At 45.4% G+C, this 19,079-nt stretch carries 12 protein-coding genes and 8 pseudogenes; 15 read left to right on the top strand and 5 right to left on the bottom strand.

Features of this window, described 5'->3' with window-relative positions; all coding sequences use genetic code 11:
- Positions 1 to 5 precede the first annotated feature (5 nt).
- Positions 6 to 413, bottom strand: a complete 408-nt coding sequence (locus tag ACYF68_RS05900; RefSeq protein ID WP_461045737.1) for a disulfide oxidoreductase — start codon at positions 411 to 413, stop codon at positions 6 to 8.
- Positions 414 to 532: 119 nt separating this feature from the next.
- Here ACYF68_RS05900 and ACYF68_RS05905 point away from each other — a divergent pair, with 119 nt between their 5' ends.
- The 10 genes and pseudogenes from ACYF68_RS05905 to yhaM all read left to right on the top strand — a co-directional run bounded on the left by ACYF68_RS05905 (position 533) and on the right by yhaM (position 11,028).
- Positions 533 to 1,630: a GAF domain-containing sensor histidine kinase gene (locus ACYF68_RS05905; RefSeq protein ID WP_461045739.1), complete on the top strand. Its 1,098-nt coding sequence runs from the start codon at positions 533 to 535 to the stop codon at positions 1,628 to 1,630.
- Between the two features lie 13 nt (positions 1,631 to 1,643).
- Positions 1,644 to 2,273: a response regulator gene (locus tag ACYF68_RS05910; protein ID WP_461045741.1), complete on the top strand. Its 630-nt coding sequence runs from the start codon at positions 1,644 to 1,646 to the stop codon at positions 2,271 to 2,273.
- Between the two features lie 92 nt (positions 2,274 to 2,365).
- Positions 2,366 to 3,657 (top strand): annotated as a pseudogene (locus tag ACYF68_RS05915) (dicarboxylate/amino acid:cation symporter).
- A 157-nt stretch (positions 3,658 to 3,814) separates the two neighbouring features.
- Positions 3,815 to 4,270 (top strand): XRE family transcriptional regulator XdrA, encoded by a 456-nt coding sequence (gene xdrA, locus ACYF68_RS05920; protein WP_344702208.1) that lies wholly within the window; start codon positions 3,815 to 3,817, stop codon positions 4,268 to 4,270.
- 140 nt (positions 4,271 to 4,410) lie between these two features.
- Positions 4,411 to 5,459 (top strand): annotated as a pseudogene (locus ACYF68_RS05925) (DUF445 family protein).
- A 54-nt stretch (positions 5,460 to 5,513) separates the two neighbouring features.
- Positions 5,514 to 5,871, top strand: a pseudogene (locus ACYF68_RS05930) (YlbF/YmcA family competence regulator).
- Positions 5,872 to 5,957: 86 nt separating this feature from the next.
- On the top strand, positions 5,958 to 7,142 hold the full coding sequence (locus ACYF68_RS05935) for a metallophosphoesterase family protein (RefSeq protein ID WP_461045744.1): 1,185 nt from the start codon (positions 5,958 to 5,960) through the stop codon (positions 7,140 to 7,142).
- Positions 7,143 to 7,149: 7 nt separating this feature from the next.
- The gene (locus ACYF68_RS05940; protein ID WP_461045745.1) at positions 7,150 to 9,741 is read left to right on the top strand and encodes an ATP-binding protein; all 2,592 of its coding nucleotides are present in this window, start codon (positions 7,150 to 7,152) and stop codon (positions 9,739 to 9,741) included.
- 41 nt (positions 9,742 to 9,782) lie between these two features.
- The gene (locus ACYF68_RS05945) at positions 9,783 to 10,076 is read left to right on the top strand and encodes an ATP-binding protein (RefSeq protein WP_461045747.1); all 294 of its coding nucleotides are present in this window, start codon (positions 9,783 to 9,785) and stop codon (positions 10,074 to 10,076) included.
- 11 nt (positions 10,077 to 10,087) lie between these two features.
- Positions 10,088 to 11,028: pseudogene (gene yhaM / locus ACYF68_RS05950) on the top strand (3'-5' exoribonuclease YhaM).
- Between the two features lie 34 nt (positions 11,029 to 11,062).
- Here yhaM and ACYF68_RS05955 read toward each other — a convergent pair.
- The 3 genes and pseudogenes from ACYF68_RS05955 to ACYF68_RS05965 form a co-directional block, all read right to left on the bottom strand.
- Positions 11,063 to 12,058, bottom strand: coding sequence for a peptidylprolyl isomerase (locus ACYF68_RS05955; RefSeq protein WP_461045749.1), 996 nt, complete (start codon positions 12,056 to 12,058; stop codon positions 11,063 to 11,065).
- Between the two features lie 96 nt (positions 12,059 to 12,154).
- Positions 12,155 to 12,514, bottom strand: coding sequence for a YtxH domain-containing protein (locus ACYF68_RS05960; RefSeq protein ID WP_461045751.1), 360 nt, complete (start codon positions 12,512 to 12,514; stop codon positions 12,155 to 12,157).
- Between the two features lie 6 nt (positions 12,515 to 12,520).
- Positions 12,521 to 12,995: pseudogene (locus ACYF68_RS05965) on the bottom strand (HIT family protein).
- Positions 12,996 to 13,080: 85 nt separating this feature from the next.
- Between ACYF68_RS05965 and ACYF68_RS05970 the strand changes: the two are divergent.
- Positions 13,081 to 13,797: pseudogene (locus ACYF68_RS05970) on the top strand (ABC transporter ATP-binding protein); the annotation flags it as partial.
- Between the two features lie 36 nt (positions 13,798 to 13,833).
- Positions 13,834 to 15,015 (top strand): annotated as a pseudogene (locus ACYF68_RS05975) (ABC transporter permease); the annotation flags it as partial.
- A 13-nt stretch (positions 15,016 to 15,028) separates the two neighbouring features.
- Here the strand turns inward: ACYF68_RS05975 and ACYF68_RS05980 are convergent.
- On the bottom strand, positions 15,029 to 15,556 hold the full coding sequence (locus tag ACYF68_RS05980; RefSeq protein WP_461045752.1) for a hypothetical protein: 528 nt from the start codon (positions 15,554 to 15,556) through the stop codon (positions 15,029 to 15,031).
- A gap of 128 nt (positions 15,557 to 15,684) precedes the next feature.
- On the opposite strand from ACYF68_RS05980, the gene hemE reads away from it, so the two are divergent.
- The 3 genes and pseudogenes from hemE (at position 15,685) to hemY (ending at position 19,066) form a co-directional block, all read left to right on the top strand.
- The gene (hemE, locus tag ACYF68_RS05985; protein WP_461047509.1) at positions 15,685 to 16,749 is read left to right on the top strand and encodes a uroporphyrinogen decarboxylase; all 1,065 of its coding nucleotides are present in this window, start codon (positions 15,685 to 15,687) and stop codon (positions 16,747 to 16,749) included.
- Positions 16,750 to 16,754: 5 nt separating this feature from the next.
- A complete protein-coding gene (hemH, locus tag ACYF68_RS05990) occupies positions 16,755 to 17,675 on the top strand; it encodes a ferrochelatase (protein WP_461045754.1) in 921 nt (306 codons plus the stop codon).
- Positions 17,676 to 17,687: 12 nt separating this feature from the next.
- Positions 17,688 to 19,066, top strand: a pseudogene (gene hemY, locus ACYF68_RS05995) (protoporphyrinogen oxidase).
- Positions 19,067 to 19,079: the final 13 nt, after the last annotated feature.

The raw sequence follows: 19,079 nt of genomic DNA on the forward strand, positions 1-19,079 counted from the left end.
CCTTCTTATTTTCTTTTTGAAATAAATGATAGTATAAAGATGAGCGCAAATGCAATAAGCGACAAGAATGGAATTGTAATGAAGCCCAGCCAGTCGATATACTGGACGGTACAGGAAACCCCGGTACAGGCTGTAAATCCATCACCGAGAAAACTGATCTTCTGCAGGGCGTAATGGTAAGATGCCATAAGGAGGCCAAGCAGACTCATGAACCGGATATAGTACACGGCGCCATGGTCATTGCGGATGATTGAAATGATGGAGATCAGTACGAGCGGATACATGAGTATGCGCTGATACCAGCAGAACTCACATGGTTCATATTGTCTGATTTCGCTGAAATAAAGTGAACCGAGCGTTGCGATTAATGCGATGAGGAAGATGGATTGCATATAGAGCTTGTTTTTTGACATGGCTGCCCTCCAATAGATGAGTGATTCGAATCCATACTGTATCATTATAAGTGAAAACGGCTGCTGGATGTGGAAGTTAAGGTTACAAAGCTGTTAATTTTTAAGGTGGGGTGATTCTTATGAAAAGTAAACTTCAATTGTTGAAAGACATCGCGGAGTTCCTGAACGAAGAAACAGATAGGCCGGCAATGATCGAGGGCGCATTGAAGATGCTGATCGACCATTCGGAGTTTGATACGGGGTGGATATTCTTCATAAATGAAGCAGGACAGCATGAACTCACCACACACTACCGTCTCCCGTCCTCCCTTAAAAATAATGACCATCATTATTTATGTGAAGGAAAATGTTGGTGTGTCAATAAATATAACAGGAAGGAACTCAAGACGGCAACGAATATTTTTGTATGTTCGAGGCTGGAACAAGCCCGCAATGAGTACCCGAATGAAAATAATGGCATCACCCACCATGCCACCGTCCCGCTCATTTCGGGAGACGAATCCTTTGGCCTGTTGAACGTGGCAAGCCCTTACCGTGAAAGGTTCGCCAAGGACGAGCTCGACCTTCTGGAGTCGGTGGCGTTTCAGATAGGTTCCACTTTAAAGCGCATAGAGCTGACGACGCGTGAGCAGGAGAATATGCTCATAAAGGAACGGCAGCGACTCGCCAGAGATCTGCATGATTCCGTCAACCAGATGTTGTTTTCGATCGGCATCACTTCGCATGCTGCAAAATCATTGAGTGATGCGGATAAGGCGAATGTGGCTTTCGATTCCATAGAACGGACTTCGAAACATGCGATGAAGGAAATGAAAGCCCTGATTTGGCAACTGAAGCCAATAGGACTCGAGAATGGCGTCATCGATGCTGTCGAAAAGTACGCAGGGCTGCTTGGCCTTGAAGTTGAGATTGGTATGGAAGGCTTCTATGATGTGCCGGACCATGTGGAAGTCGCCCTCTATAGGGTCATCCAGGAAAGCTTGAATAATATACGCAAGCATTCCGGTGCTGAACATGCGATAATCAGGATGGCGGCGAAAGATGATATCTTCTCCGTAATCATCGAAGACCAAGGCAGTGGGTTTGAATTTGAGGAAAATCATCGGTCCAGCTATGGCTTGTCGAACATGACCGAACGGATCCATAAGCTCAATGGAAATATAAATATCGATACCGGGAAGGGGAGGGGACCCGCATCATGGTCACCATCCCCATGAAGGAGTGAAGCATATGTACAATATCATATTGGTCGATGACCACCATATAGTAAGGGAAGGTATGAAATTCCTGCTGTCGACTACAGAAGATATTCGGGTGGTCGAAGATTTCGGTACAGGCAGGGAACTGCTTGAATATCTGAAGAGCGCCAAAGATATAGACCTGATCCTTTTAGATCTTGTCATGCCCGAGATGGATGGCATAGAAGTCACACGCGCAATCAAGGCATATTATCCTGAAATCAAAGTGCTGGTGCTCTCCAGCTATACTACCGAAGAGTATGTGCGGCCGGTCTTTTCGGCGCATGCTGATGGGTACATCATAAAAGAAATGGAAGCAGAGGAACTCATTGCCTCAATCAAAAGTGTGATCGAAGGGGAGAAGGTCATCCATCCCGATATACTTGAAGTAATAGATAGGGAAGGACATATGCCGCATGAAAAAAATGCGTTGTCCGCACGTGAAATTGAAGTGTTGAAAGAAATCGTCCGTGGAAAATCAAACCGTGAGATTGGTGAAGCCCTGTATGTCAGTGAAAAGACAGTCAAGACGCATGTCAGTCATATCCTCAACAAGCTTGAAGTGACAGACCGTACCCAGGCTGTGATATACGCCATCAAGTACAATATAATCAAACTATAGAGTGTTTTGGAAATCGTTTTCAATTATTGTTTACAAACGTTTGCACCAAACAGTATAATTAACACAGACATTTCAAAGTTTGGAGGCATAATATGAAAATAGGAAATAAACTTACTATACAGATTGTAGTTGCACTGATCCTTGGTATCATCGTCGGCTCGATACTGAGCCCGATGTATGACAGCCAGCAATGGGTGCAATGGGTCGATCAGTACATATTCAATATTCTCGGCCAGCTTTTCCTTAATATGATCTTCATGATGGTGGTGCCGATAGTCTTCATCTCCATCGTGCTTGGCGTCGTAAGTGTAGGCGACCCTAAACTGCTTGGAGGCTATGGCCTGAAGACACTGCTGTTCTATTTGGCGACCACCGCCATTGCGATCACCATCGCAATGATCGTTGCGAACATACTGGATCCGGGCGAAGGGCAGTCTGCTCTACTTGGTTCTGACGAAGTCGCTGAGTATCGCGAGACCGAGCTCGAAGGTGGAAGCACGGGGAAGCGCTGCAGCAAGGTTTTGATCAGACAGTCATCAACCTGATCCCGACAAACGTCGTCGAGGCGATGGGTACGCAGAACATGCTCCAGATCATCGCATTTGCGATCTTCATCGGTATTGCGATGATTGCCAAGCGGGACAAGACGGCCGGCATCGTCAAATTATTCGAGGAAGCGAATGAGGTAGTGATGTGGATAGTCCTCGCTATAATGAAATACTTTGCAGCAATTGGTGCGTTCGGCCTGGTTGCAACAGCTTTCGTCCAGGCGGGATTCGGAGCAATACAGCAACTTGGCATGTATTTCGTCTGTGTACTGCTGGCGCTCTTCATCCATATGATCTTGGTTTATGGTGCTGCAGTGAAATTCTTGGCGAAAAAGAGTTTCATCTGGTTCATTAAAGGGTTTGCTCCCGCAATGGGTGTGGCGTTCAGTACATCTTCGTCCAGCGCAGTGCTGCCGATTTCACTGAAGTCTGCCCAGGAGAACCTCAAGATCCGTAAAAGCATATCCAGTTTTGTGCAGCCACTCGGTGCCACGATCAATATGGATGGGACGGCAATCATGCAAGGTGTCGCAACGGTATTCATCGCACAGCTTTCAGGCATTGACCTGACGATCATGCAGATGGTCACAGTCGTCTTGATTGCAACAGTGGCAAGCATCGGAACGGCAGGGGTACCGGGCGTCGGCCTTGTCATGTTGGCAATGGTGCTGACTGCAATCGGACTCGATCCTGCAGCGATCGGAATCATCATCGGTATAGACAGATTGCTTGATATGACGCGGACGATGGTCAACGTTACAGGTGATGCGGCAATATCTCTGATCATCAACGAACAGGAGAACCGTAAAGAAGGGGAAACCGGACAGGAAACATGATGATTAGTGACAATTAAATGACGGGCATATATTGAACTCTTGGTGAAATTCAATATATGCCCTTTTAATTTACATGAAAATATACTATTATATTAAAAGTGTATTATTATAGTAAGTGGTTTTTATAATAACTGAAACGAGTGAAAGGAAGAAAAGAATGGATAAACAGACTTTTACGGAGTTACTCCAGTCCAAGTTCAAAATGGTAAGGACCGAAGCGGGCTATACTCAGGACTCCATGAGTCAGACGATCGGCCTATCCAAAAAGACGCTTGTACAGATAGAAAAAGAACGGATCCTTCCTAACTGGACGACATGCATTTCGCTATGTGCCCTGTTTAGGGATAGTGACGTCCTGACCAACAGTTTCGGCGGTGACCCTCTGGAGTTGGCACAGCTCATATCACGCGGCCATTGTGTCTACCCGAACTATGAAGGGGAAGCGGTCTATTGGGATGACCTGGAAAGAAAGAATGGCTATCGCCTGCAATATAATAAAAGCAATAAAATCTATAGGGTGCTGAGCCCGATGAACCGTCCGCTCCATGCATCATATATCGAAAGGGAGATCAGAACGTACTTTAACAGACAGTCTGATCTGCAACCTGTCTAAGGCACCTCAGGGTGCCTTTTCTCATTTATAGATGACGGTAACAGGAAGGGGTGTTTTTCATGAATGAAGGGATCCAGATCATCCTGATGATGATCATCGGGGCTCTGATAGGCGGATTGACCAATATGCTTGCCATAAAGATGCTGTTCAGGCCCTATGAACCCAAATACATCCTTGGTAAACAACTGCCATTTACACCAGGTGTAATCCCGCGCCGTAGGGAGGAAGCATCAGTCAAGATGGGGAGATCATCACCCAACATCTGCTGACGCCGGACGCTTTCATCAACAAAATCGACAGCGATGAAACGAGACGCTTCATCATGCTGTTCATAGATCGGCAGATAGAGACGATAGAATCGGAGAATTTAAGCCTTCGCTATTTCTTGGAACGGATCCATGAAGGGTTGTCAGAGAAGGTGATGAGGAGCTTCAACGATGCCCTTGATGAAAAGGTGGCTGAAGAAGGCGGCAAGTTATATGGCCGGAGTATCGAGTCATTGATTCCTAAAGACGCGCTCGCGACACTCGACGGGAAGGTCGACAGGCTGCAGCCCCAATTGACGAGGAAAATATCAGCCTACATCAATTCGCAGAAAGGGTATGACGATCTGTATACGATGGCTGACGAGTTCGTCCAGAACAGAGGGAGGCTCGCACGCTCCCTGAAATATATAATGACGACGGAATCCATCGTACGCAATATCCAAAAGGAATTGAACAAGCTGATATACGACCCGAAATTGACTGATATAGAGTTGAGAATCATCAATGAAGAATATGAACGCCTTAAAAAGATGCGGTTGGATGAAATCGTCACAGAAGGTGATCGGGATGCTCTGATTGACAGTATTGGGGAGACCTTGAAAAGACGGATTGATATAGACGGCATACTGGATTATCCGATTAAGGACTTCAATCCCGAGATGTTCAATACCTTCAAGGAAACCGGCAAATACAAATTGGGTGGCAACATCATTGAATATCTGAAAGCGAATACCGGCAGAATCGTCGAGAAGCTCCACTTGGCCCACGTCATAAAAAATCAGATTGACAGCTTCGAATTGAGCCATATCGAAAAGCTTGTCATGGAAATTTCTGATAAAGAGTTCCGTATGATCACATTGCTCGGGTTTTTCCTTGGTGGCATGATCGGAATCATACAAGGGCTGATTGTTGTATTTTTATAAGTGCGTATTTTATGTTACAGTATAGTTATCTTTATTAAAGGGAGTTTTTTATCAATGTCAGTCAACGTATACGATCAGGCAAATGCATTGGAAGATGCATTGCGCAAATCAGATGAATTCAAGAACATGAAAGAGTACTATGAAAAAGTAAATGCTAATCCAGAAATCGAAATCACTCTTCGATGAATTCAGGGAAGTACAGATGAACTTGCAGCAAAAACAGATGCAAGGTGAAGAAATCCAGGAAGAAGATGTCCAAAAAGCACAGAAATCCGCTGAAGACATCGAAAAGGATGAAAACATCAAAGCACTTATGGAATCAGAACAGAAGATGAGTGAACTCATCCAAGATCTGAACCGTGTCATCATGAAGCCGATTGAAGAACTATACGGTGTAAATAACGAAAACTAATTGTTGAGAGGTCTGTTGAGGGCCTCTTTTCTTTTGGTTTTTGGTATACTGTAGATATAATGAGCAGAAAAGTCAGGTGAGGAATATTGGTTAAATTTATACATTGTGCAGACCTACATCTGGACAGCCCTTTCAAGTCCCGCTCGAAAATGATTCCAGGAATTTTTGACGTGCTTACAGAAAGTACATATATCAGTGTCAAAAGGATGATCGACTACGCAATTCAGGAAAAAGTCGACTTCCTTGTCATCGCAGGCGACATGTTCGACGCAGCGAACCGTACACTGAAATCCGAAGTATTCATGAAACGCCAATTTGAACGGTTGAAAGAAGCCGGCATCTTCGTCTATATCATCCACGGCAACCATGATCCATTGACAGATGGCTTCAAAGCGGAATGGCCGGACAATGTCACGGTGTTCGGCGATAACGTAGAAACGTATGAGATGGTGAGTTCAAACGGGGAACGCATCTTCCTTCACGGTTTCAGTTACTTCATGGATGATACATATGAAAACAGGCTGGAGGAATATCCAGTCAATACAATGAATGAAGGCATACATATCGGTCTGCTCCATGGCACCTATTCCCACAGCCAATCCATCCAAAAGCGATATACGGAATTCAATCTTCAGATGTTGAATGAAAAGCTGTATCACTATTGGGCGCTAGGCCATATCCACCAGCGTGAAGAATTGAGTGATCTGCCGCCTGTGCATTACCCGGGCAACATACAAGGGCGCCATAAGAACGAACATGGCGAAAAAGGCTTCCTTGTGGTGGAGGGGGATGATGTATACCTTTCGACACGCTTCATCCCTGTACAGGAAATCATTTTTGCCGAGTACGAACTCGAGGTGGAAAACCTTAGTAAGCAGTCCATATACCAGGCCATTGCAGAATTCAAAAATCGCTTAAGGGATAAGGGGAAGCATATCATCCAGCTGACCATCATCTATGACGGAGATGAGGAATTGACGGGTGCCGATCTGACCGAAGTAATCGAATTGCTGAAGGAAGACGAGAGGGATTTAAAGGAATTTGTCTGGATTGATGACCTTAAGGTGAGGTATCTGCACCAAGACAACATCGCATTGATCAACGACATTAAAGCAAGTCATTCTTCAGATGAAGAACTGTTCAAAGAGGCAGTCAACGCGCTCTACATGGATCCGAGGGTGAACAGGTATCTGGACCCTGTGCAGGATATCGATCCGGAAGCGTTGCTTGAAGAGGGCGAAGAACGGCTTAGAATGCTGATGAGGAAGTAGTGAATATATGAAAATTATTGGACTCGATATATATGGCTATGGAAAAATAACAGAAACAAAATTTGATACCAATAAGCAATTTGTTCAACTCTTTGGCGAGAACGAGGCCGGCAAGTCAACGATGCAGTCGTTCATCCATTCCATCCTATTCGGATTCCCCACCCGTAAGGAACAGGAGCCGAGAAGAGAGCCGCGCATGCACAATCTATATGGGGGAAAGATCACAGTGGAATTTCCTGATGAGTCGGGCACCGTAGAGATTGAACGCATAAAAGGTAAAGTGCAGGGGGACGTCAAAGTTTATTTTGAAGACGGGACTGTGCGTGGTGAAGAATGGCTCATCAAAAAATTGAATTTCATCGATAAAAGGACATATCGTTCAATCTTTTCCTTCGATGTGCTCGGACTGCAGGATATCCACAAGAATATGACTGAAGATAAGCTGCAGGAGTATCTGCTTCGTGCAGGTGCGCTTGGCTCCCATGAATATGATGAGATGCTTAGTGCAATCGACACCGAGCTTGGCACGATCTATAAGAGAAATGGTTCAAAGCCGGAATTAAATAAGGAAATGGCTGAAATGTCAGAACTCAATGATAAAATCAGGGCGCTTGAGCAGGTGGAGGAACGTTACGATACTCTGACCCACGAAAGGTTGAAGAGTGAAGAAGCTCTAAACTTCACCAAAGATGGTCTGCATCAGCTAGAGTCGATAAGAAAGCAGAAAATGAAAGAAGTCGTTTATCATAAAGACATCAAGGAATGGAAAAATCTTGAGAGTCAAGTGAACATCGAACCAATCAATTTTCCCGAAAAAGGGATCGAGCGATACGAGAAGATGAAGCATCAACTCCAACAGTCTGAGCAGGACATAGCCTTGCGTACAGAAAAACTAAAAGCGTTGGAAGCAGAATTGGCAGGCATCGAAAAACCCGATGGGGAGACAATCACCCATTTGGAAGGCATATTGAAGAAAGAACCTGAAATCAAACAAAAGCGGATGGAGCATAAGCGTCTCGCTTCAGAAATAGCAAGCAACGAGGAAGCCATCGGTCTGCTTATGAGGGACATAGGATGGAGTGAGGAGCATCATGAGGTTGATGACTCCAACATCGTGAAGGACTCTGTCCAGTCACTCCTTTCAAAATTGGATGAAGTGGCGCTAGAGGAACAATTTCTGGTGCGTGAATTCGATCAGGTGAAGTCTGATGTCAGTCATTACGATAAGGAATTGGCACAGTTGGAAGCGGAACAGATCAGTGAAACGCGCATCAGAAAAAAGCAGGAACTGATGGATAAGGAATTTGAACTGAAGGAAAAAGAAAAAATGTTCAGTCTGATCGAAAAAGACTATGAACGGGAAAAACGTAAACGCAACAAATCCAGCAGGATGCAGCAGATGCTCATCATTGGGGTCGGTATCATTGCCTTGTTGGTTGGCATCTTTTATCTAGCCGGCTCAGAATGGGTGATAGGAAGTGCATCGGCCGTGGCCGGCGCACTCATATTGCTGCTTCTTACCTTGAACAGGGAAAAACCGGATGAATCGCTGAAGGAAGATTATCAAAAAGAGGTCGCGGAACTTCAGGAAGCGATTGAAACCATCAACAGGAACCACGACATGGAGTTTGAGCTCAGTACGGCAAGAGAACTCAAAATGGACCTTAAAGAACTTAAGGCGAAACGTATTTCGACCCATGTCCGTCTTGAAGAACTGAAAGAAACCTTATCGAACAAAGAAGCACTGCATGATTCATTGAATACCGATTTGTCGAAGATGAAAACAGATCTGAAGATAGATATGGACATGGAAAACAAATCAATGCCTGATGCCATCCACACGATCAGGGAGATAAAACAAAAACGGAACCAGATCAACAGGTATCAAGTCGAGATGGATAATCTCACGCGCGAACTTCAGGAATTCAAAAGCAGCGTCAAGGAGGATCTGATGCATTACGGTATCCACTATGACGACGCGAGTGTATTCCATGATGTAAAGAATGCGGTATCCGGCATGCATAAGGATGAAGCTGACTATACTCGATTGAATGAGCAGATCACCCTTTTGCAGAATGAAAATAAGGTACTTCAGGATAGCGTGAAAGAAGCGCAGCATGAGATCAACTCTCTCCTTGACCAGGTTTTGGCAGAAGATGAAGAGACCTATTATTACTATGCGAGAAAAGACGACGAACATAGACGGAACGTCCGCCGTTACAATGAATTGGATGAGAAGTTGGGTGAAGAGCATTTCGATTATGATGCACGGAATGCCCTGGCCGATATCCTGATGTCTGAACTGCGTGAGGAAGAAGAAGACATCGTCGAACAGATCGAAGCACTCAATGATAAGGTTCATGTGGAACAAAAGACATTAGCTGAACTGAACTCGGAGATCGCGATGATGGAGAGCGACGGCAAGTTAAGTGAACTTCATCACCTATATGAGATGAAAAAATCATATATCCAGAATATATCGAGAGACTACATGTCATTGAACTACATCCGCATTCTGATTGAAGCGCACATCCGAAAGATTAAAGATGAACGTCTGCCTGTCGTCATCGAAGAGGCACGGACTATTTTCAGAAGATAACAAACGGACGTTATATCAACATCATCTATGATGATGACGGAGTGAAGGTCAAGCATGATAACGGTCAGCTCTTCCATCCACTTGAACTGTCACAGTCTACCAAAGAAATGCTCTATATCAGTTTGAGGTTGAGTCTGATCAAGGCGTTGAAAGGGTATTATAGGTTGCCTCTCATCATCGATGATGCCTTTGTGCATTTTGACAAGGAGAGGAAAAAGATCATCATGGATTATTTGAGGAATGAAGTGCAAGATCAGGTGCTGTACTTTACATGTAACCTCGATAACTCAATTCCTGCGTCCCAAACCATTAAACTTAAAGAGAAAATCAAATGAGGTGAGTGCACATGAATAATATATCGAAACTGAAGGCTGGAGATTCGGTCGACACTTTTTATCTTATAAAAAGGAGCCAGCAAGGCGTCACATCACAAGGTAAACCTTATATGACCCTGTTCCTGCAGGATCGTACGGGAGATATCGAAGCCAAGCTATGGACCGTTTCAAAAGAAGATATGGAAGTCCTGAAGCCGGAGACACTGATCAAGGTGAAAGGGGATGTCATTGATTACCGCAACAAGAAGCAGATGAAGATCGCTGCCTTCCGATTGGCTACAGAAGAAGATGGGTTGAATCCTAAAGACTTCGTCGAGAAAGCGCCGATCGATGAAAACACCCTGTACGAAAGCATCATGGATTATGTCATCAAGATTGAAAATGGCAGTCTGCAAAGGATTGTCAGACAGATGCTGAAGAAATACGGCAAGGAATTTTTGAGTTATCCGGCTGCAATGAGCAACCACCATGATTTCGTCTCGGGGCTTGCCTACCATGTCCACTATATGCTGAGGACAGCGGAAGCATTGTGTGACATCTATCCTTCGCTGAACAGAAGTCTGTTGTACAGCAGCATCATCCTTCATGATATAGGAAAGGTCAAGGAGCTGTCAGGCCCTGTCGGGACAACCTATACGACTGAAGGAAATCTTATAGGGCATATCGTGATAGCAAGTGAAGAAATCTCCAAAGTGGCAGCTGAACTCAATATAGAGGGAGAAGAAGTCCTGCTGCTTAAACATATGATTTTGAGTCATCACGGTAAACTCGAATACGGTTCACCTAAACAGCCAATGCTGAAAGAAGCGGAAATCCTCCATTTCATCGACAACATAGATGCGCGTATGATGATGATGGACAAGCATATAGGCAAGGCGGAGAAAGGCCAGTTCACAGATCGGATCTTCCCCTTGAAAGCCGCTTCTTCTACCGCTCGGAAAATCTGGAATAGAAAAATACCTGGACGCCAAGCGTCCAGGTATTTTTTATTCTTCGGATTCCTCAGTCGGTTCTTCTACAGAAGTGTCATCACCTGGTTTTTCAACTGGTTCTTCTGATTCCGGGTTCAGGTAAGTATCCTCGATATATGTTTTGATCTCTTCATTTTTGAACTCTACATTATATTCTTTGAGCAGTTCTTTGTAGTACTCAAGGACTTTGTCCGGGTTTTCTTGAATCTTCGCATTGATCAGCTGACCTTTTATAGAATCGAGTTCTCCATCTATATCTTTTTCCTCGTGACGTTTGATGATGTGGTACCCGTATTCAGATTCGACGACATCCGAAATCTCACCTTTGTCGAGTTCGAACAGGGCATCTTCAAAACCTTCAACCATCTGTCCACGTTGGACGTAGCCGAGTTCGCCGCTGTTTTGGGCACTGCCGGTATCAGATGATTCTTCTTTGGCCACTTCACCGAAGTCTTTGCCGTCTTTGATTTCCTTAAGAAGCTTTTCGGCTTTTTCTTTGCCTTCTTCGTCACTTAGGGCGTCCTCTCCATCTCCAGTCTCTATCAATATGTGAGAGGCTTTGCGGACGGATTTTTTTGCTTCTTCATCAGTGATATCAAATTTTTCGCTGAAGAACTTATCGTGGAAGGCGTTGTTGATCCGCTGTTTTTTGTATTTCTCGACGGTCATGCCCGGTTGCTGCTGCTGAAGCAGCATGGCAAATTGATCTTCCCCGCCCATGCCTTCTATCTCTTCATTGATCTGTGACTCAATTTCCTCCGTGTCGATCTCATCAGCATATTTCTCTTTAAGTATTGTATCCAACGTCAGTTGGAATGTCTGGTTGGCTATACTGTCTGTTCCCAACTGGTTAAGTATGTCGTCCGTGGTTACGTCACCTGCATCACTTGTGGCAAGGACGTCACCATATTCTGTTTCATTGGATGAGCTGTTTTCGCTGCTGTCGTCTGAGCATCCGGCCAGGCCGATGAGACCAAGTCCGAGCACCATGGGCGCTATTATTTTCTTCATTGCACAAATCTCCTTTGATAGTGGATACAGGTGCTAATATATCACAATAAAGCGACGGGGCACAATTGTAGTCCCCGCCGCTCCACTAGATTGATTTTATTTGTTGCTGTTAAAGGTATCCTGGATTTCTCCGACACGATTCTGTATATTATCCACATCTTTTTTGATGTGTTCAATATTTGGGTTGATGTCCGCCTGGAAGTTGCTGATCATTGTTTTGACTTCGTCTCCAAGGGTTTCAAACACTTCCTGTGATTCGCGTTTAGTCTGGAGGAAAGAAGATTTCACTTCATTCGCTTCCATTTTAAGCTGATTCATCTGTGTCTTCATATTTCCAGATCCGGATTTAAGGGAAGATTGCAATTCAGCTCCCGACTTCGGGGCATTCAAAACAGCGATGAGTGTACCGCCCGCTACACCGACAGCGAAGCCTGCCGCTAGATTTCTGAATTTCATACAGTGTCACGTCCTTTTTCGTTTATATAACATTACCCTCATGTTCTCAGGTTCATGCATCCAATTGTTCACGGATTGAGCGGGCGATTTCTTTTTCTCTTCATCAGAATGCAAGTTCTCATCAGATTGCCATTCATATCCGAAACCATCATATTCTGCCTTGTAGCGTGGGATGAGGTGGAAGTGTAGATGGAAGACGGATTGGGAAGCGTAGGAACCGTTATTTCTGGATGACATTCAGGCCATCGGGATTGAAGGTGTGCTTCAATGCATTCGCCATCTTCGTGACGACTTTCATGATGTGCGCCCCGGTCTCTTCGTCGAGATCATAAATGTTTTCAATCGGTTTGCGGGGTATGACCAGCGTGTGCCCCTTTGATAGGGGGAAGGCATCCATGAAGGCGATGCATGTTTCATCTTCATATAGGATGTTTGCTGGGATTTCACCGTCTGCAATCTGTTCAAAAATGGTTTTACTCATTCATTGTACCTCCATTGTTCTCTTGTGATATATTTACTTAGTATCAGTATACAAATAATAACCTACATTTAAAAGGAAGTTGAATATGGTACTTCAAATCGATCGATTGACCGGCGGCTACTCCAAAGTCCCGGTTATACATGATATTTCGTTTAATATCGATAAGGGTGAAATAATAGGTCTCATCGGATTGAATGGTGCAGGGAAAAGTACGACTATCAAGCATATATTGGGTCTGCTAAGACCACACTCCGGAGAGATCAGGGTAGGGGGTGTGACTGCTGATGAAGATATCGAGGCGTACCGCAGACAACTGGCCTACATTCCGGAGTCACCGGTCCTCTACGAAGAGCTCACCTTGAAAGAACACATCAATATGACGGCCATGGCTTACGGGATAGATGAAACAACTGCGATGCAGCGTGCAGATAAGCTGCTTAAGATCTTCAGGCTGGAAACAAAAATAGATATGTTCCCGACCCATTTCTCCAAAGGCATGAAACAAAAAGTCATGCTGATCTGTGCCTTCTTATCCCATCCTGAACTGTTCATCATCGACGAACCGTTCCTTGGACTCGATCCACTTGGGATAGAATCACTCATACAATTGATGGTGGAGGAAAAGGAGCGGGGGCGGTCGATACTGATGAGCACCCATATCCTTGCCACTGCAGAACGCTACTGCGATCGATTTGCTATCATCGACGAGGGACGTTTGACTGCAATCGGTACACTGCCGGAGCTGCGGGAGGAATGGCATATGCCAGGGGCGACCCTTGATGAGGTCTACCTCAGAATAACGGGGGAGAAGTCTACGATGCCTGATCAACTGTTCAGAACGCGGATGAATGAGGATGTTGCAAGGCGGAGCCATTACGGTAAGTTCATATTCAACAGTCATTTCCTCATATTCCTGTCGATAGCAATCGGATTCTTCCTGTATTCCTTATTATCGCTCGTCCAGACATTAACCCCATCCTTCTGGCTGGATGTCATCATCTCCCTTGTACTTGGCATCACATTGCTGCCGTCCTACCGCACTTTATTCAAGCAGGCGGATGGCGTATTCCTGTTGGCATACGAAGCGCGGCTAAAAGACTACCTCAGAGCGGTGGACCGCTACTCCTTGACGCTCGGGCTTTGGAAGCCGGTTGCAGGGGGCGTTGTTGCGCTGATTCTGATGACGGTAGGGCATGAGACCATTGAAATGATCATTGCACTGCTCGCCTCAATTTTTTTCTACGTGATGAATTTCATGATCAGAAAAGAAATCATCAATTCAGAGTGGCCGGTGCTCCCCGTATCATTCGGGTTGATCGCCTTGACCGTCCTATCGATTATCCTGATTCTTACAGAGCCCATCCTGATCGTGTTGCCGCTCATCGTCTACGCGGCCCTACTGTTTTTTGCCAAAAAGCACAGCCATACAAGTATGGATTGGCGAAAACTGATCGGTTACGAAGAGGAACAGCTGAACAAGTATTACCAGACTGTCTCGCTGTTTACGAATGTCAGCCATATAGATAAGCAGTTCAAGCGTAGACGATACTTGGATCCACTACTTTGGAAACCAAAAGAAGCTGCCTTCAACAAGAAAAAGATGTATGAATACCTTTTCTACCGGACGTTCGCCCGAGACCATGACTTGCCAATGATCGTCTTGAGATTACTGGTTCTGTTTGGTGTCGTTATGGTTTGGATCGCCAACTTGTATCTATCTGTAGTCATCGCGCTTTTCGGTATATATATCATTGTTCTGCAGATGTCTCAGATCTATACGGCACAGGCCTACCTGCTTTGGCCGAAAGTATGGCCGGTAGACCGGTCTTATATACAAGAGAGTTATGTAGCCTATTCGCATAAACTGGTGTTTGTAATAGCGCTCGTCTTCAGCATCCTTTTCATATCGATTCACCCGGGATATTTCTATTTGGGAATCCTGTTCCCGCTGTGGGGGTTCATCATTAACCGCAGCCTGAGCCGGGCGGTCTACAGAAAAGAAAAAGAACTAAGCGACTGAGTCACTCAGTCGCTTAGAAGTCGTCCTCTTCATCTTCTTCATTGTCCTTCAATGGGAGATAGAATTTGGAAGAAATCGATTTATGGAAAAGGGATTCCTCCGTTCTGAATTTTGCCAGGGCATCGGTGCTCAAGTATTCTGAGTAGCCATCTGTGTCTTTGAAGTCGTAATAGGTTGATGACTGGGCCCAGCCGATCATCACTATGAATTCATCTTCGCCAAGTGCTTCCCCGATGCGATAGAACTGTACGCCACGTGTACTGTCAAGCACTTCCGAAAGTCTTGATAAGTGGCCGTATACTGGTCCTTTGCTGTCTCCGGGCACAGGAATGAAATGTATTGAAACCGGAGAATGTTCATCAAGTTCGTTGGTCGAATGGCTCAAATCATATGAATGCCTTGAACTGAACATGCTTTCCTTCTCTTCGGATTCATAATATAGGAGGGCATCTTTGCCGATTGCTGCAATGTTGAGCCCTTCATTATTTTTTTTCAAATCGTTCATATAGGATATTGTTCCTGTCGTCAGATGTAAGTTCATCTATTTCACCTCGTCGTTAGTCTTACTACAGTTATACCTTAAACACTAATGTCTTAAACCTGGTTCAAATGAATCGAATTTTTGACATTGTGCCACTTAATTCAATTCGTCTGCTCCAATATGTTAAAATGTTGGGTGGATATATATATAAATTGGAGGAAAATGATGTGTTCAACGATACAATATTGAAAGCAGCAAGGGGAGAGAAGACAAATCATACCCCTGTATGGTTTATGCGTCAGGTGGGCAGGAGCCAGCCTGAGTACAACAAGGTGAAAGAAAAGTACTCATTGCTTGAAATCACAAGACAACCTGAGCTGACAGCTTATCTGACAGGCACACCAGTAGAAAACTATAATGTCGATGCGGCAGTACTGTATAAGGACATCGTATCACCATTGGCCCCGATGGGCATCGATGTCGACATCAAACCTGGTGTCGGCCCAGTCATTTCGAATCCAATCAGAGATATAAAAGATGTAGAAAAACTTGGAGAGCTGGATCCTTATAAAGACCTTGACTACATCTACAAGACAATTAAAATATTGACTGAAGAAAAACTCCAGGTACCGCTTATCGGCTTCTGTGGTGCACCGTTCACTGTGGCAAGCTATATGATTGAGGGAGGACCGACCAAAAATTACCACAAGACGAAGACGATGATGTATAATCAGCCAGAAACCTGGTTTAAGCTGATGGACAAGTTGACTGAAATGAGCATCCGCTATCTTGGTGCCCAAGTCGATTCCGGAGCGAAGCTTATACAGATCTTCGACTCATGGGGCGGCGCGTTGAGCAAAGAAGATTATGCATATTATCTATCCCCTTCGATGGACAGGATCATCAGAGCCGTCCAGGAAAAGGGTGTACCTGTAATCGTCTTTGGAATCGGAGCGTCCCATCTTATTCCGGAATGGAATAAACTCAGCATGGATGTGATGGGTCTCGACTGGAGGACGTCCATCAATGAGGCGAGGGAAATGGGTGTCAAAAAGGCACTCCAGGGGAACCTTGACCCGGCACTGTTGCTTGCAGATTGGAGCGTCATCGAAGCGCGGGCGAAAGACATCCTGGACCAAGGAAACAATGAAGGTCATATATTCAACCTCGGACACGGGGTGTTCCCAGCAATTGAGCCGGATACATTAAAACGTCTTACGGCTTTCGTACATGAATACAGTAAAGGAAAGTGATAGTGATGAAAGAGAAAAAAGGATTGCTTGTCATGGCGTATGGAACGCCCTATAAAGAAGAAGATATTGAACCCTATTACACGCATATAAGGCGTGGCAGGAAACCTTCTGAAGAAGCACTTCAGGACCTGAAAGACCGCTACGAAGCGATCGGCGGCATTTCGCCGCTCGCCGATACGACAAAAAGGCAGGCAGAAGCATTGGCAGCTAAACTCAATGCTTCCCAGGATGCAGTGGAATATGAATTGTTCATTGGACTCAAGCACATCGATCCATTCATTGAGGATGCGGTTGAAGCGATGCATGACCATGGCATCAAAGAAGCCGTGTCAGTCGTCCTGGCCCCTCATTACTCGAACTTTTCAGTGGGCTCCTACAATAAGCGTGCACATGAAGAGGCAGAGAAGTATGGCATTTCGATCAAATCGGTGAAATCCTATTATGAACAGGAACCGTTCATTGATTTCTGGACAGCAGCAGTGAAGTCATCACTTGCCGAAATTCCTGAATCTGAACTCGATGATACGGCAGTCATCGTCAGCGCACACAGTCTGCCTGAGAAGATTAAAGAGCATAACGATCCGTATCCGGATCAGCTTGCTGAAACAGCACAATTGATCCAGGATAGGGCCAATCTGAAGAACGTGCATATAGGCTGGCAGTCAGAAGGAAATACTCCGGATCCATGGCTTGGTCCAGACGTCCAGGATTTGACGCGTGACTTGCATGGGGAATATGGGTACAAGCATTTTGTCTATCTGCCGGTCGGCTTCGTCTGTGAACACCTCGAAGTACTGTTTGACAATGACGTAGAATGCAAAGTGGTATGTGACGAAGTCGGGGCAGGCTATCATAGGCCAACGATGCCGAACACTGACGAGCGCTATATCCAGGCGATGATCAACGAAATAAACAGATTGCAGTAAAGGCGGATTAACTTGAAGAAAATTGCAGTTATCGGCGCTGGGATAACAGGTTTATCAGCAGCGTACTACCTCTCGAAACTGGAAGATGTCGAAGTGGACGTGTACGAAAAAAGCGACCGCGCAGGCGGCAAGATCAACACATACCGAAAAGATGGGTATGCAATTGAACTTGGTCCCGAATCCTACCTTGCCAGAAAGCAGAGCATGACGGATTTGGCTCAGGAGATCGGTCTCGGAGACGACCTTGTGCGAAATTCGACAGGGACATCCTATATCTACGTGAACAACAAGCTGTCATCCCTACCAAAAGGTTCAGTCCTCGGGATGCCGACCGAGCTTGTACCGTTCATGACTACGGATCTCATCTCTGCTAGTGCCAAGCTGCGTGCCGGCGTTGATTTCCTCAAGAAGCCAACCCCTATATATACAGACATCTCTGTCGGACGCTTCTTCAGAGGACGGCTAGGCGATGAAGTTTTGGAAAACATCATTGAACCGTTGCTATCTGGCATCTACAGTACAAAAATCGATGAACTCAGCCTGCTGTCGACCTTCCCGCACTTCAAGGAACTCGAAGAGCAGCACGGCAGTCTCATTAAAGGGGTCTATCATCAAAAGAATCAAAAAGCCGGAGATGCCAAAACCCCTACCGGTAAAAAACAGGGGCAGTTCCTGCAGTTCAAGCATGGTCTCCAGTCCTTCATCGACCGACTGAAAGAGACCGCTGAGCAACAAGGGGCCTCGATGCATTTCGGATACGATGTCAGTGCCATCAAAAGGCATGGCAAACGCTATCGTCTGACTGCAAACGAACGTACCAAGGAGTATGACAACATCATCGTGACGACGCCACACTTCCAATACAAAAGATGGTTCAACGACCTCCCGCTTGAATATTTCAAGCATATGGAAGCCACAAGCGTTGCCACAGTGGTCATGGCCTTTGACGAAGATCAGGTCAAGAACGATATAGATGGTACAGGTTTCGTCGTCAGCCGCAAGATGGATACGACCATTACAGCATGTACATGGACCAGCAAGAAGTGGACACATTCCGCACCGGAAGGAAAAGCACTTCTACGCGCTTATGTCGGCCGTCCGGGCGACCCGATCGCAAAGAGAAGGATGATGATGAAATCATCCGCCTGGCAAGGAAGGACCTTGACGACATCATGACGATCAACGGTGAGCCTGAACTATCCATCGTAACCCGTCTGAAAAACTCCATGCCGCAGTATAAAGTCGGCCATAAGGAGATGATCGCCGGAATCAAGGATTATATGGCACAACAATACCCAGGCATCATCCTGACAGGCGCTTCGCATAATGGAGTGGGCCTGCCGGATTGTGTGGATCAGGCCATAGAAGCAGTGGAATCAATTACAGAATAAATGTAAAAAAATG

The sequence above is a fragment of the Salinicoccus sp. CNSTN-B1 genome (assembly GCF_054792835.1).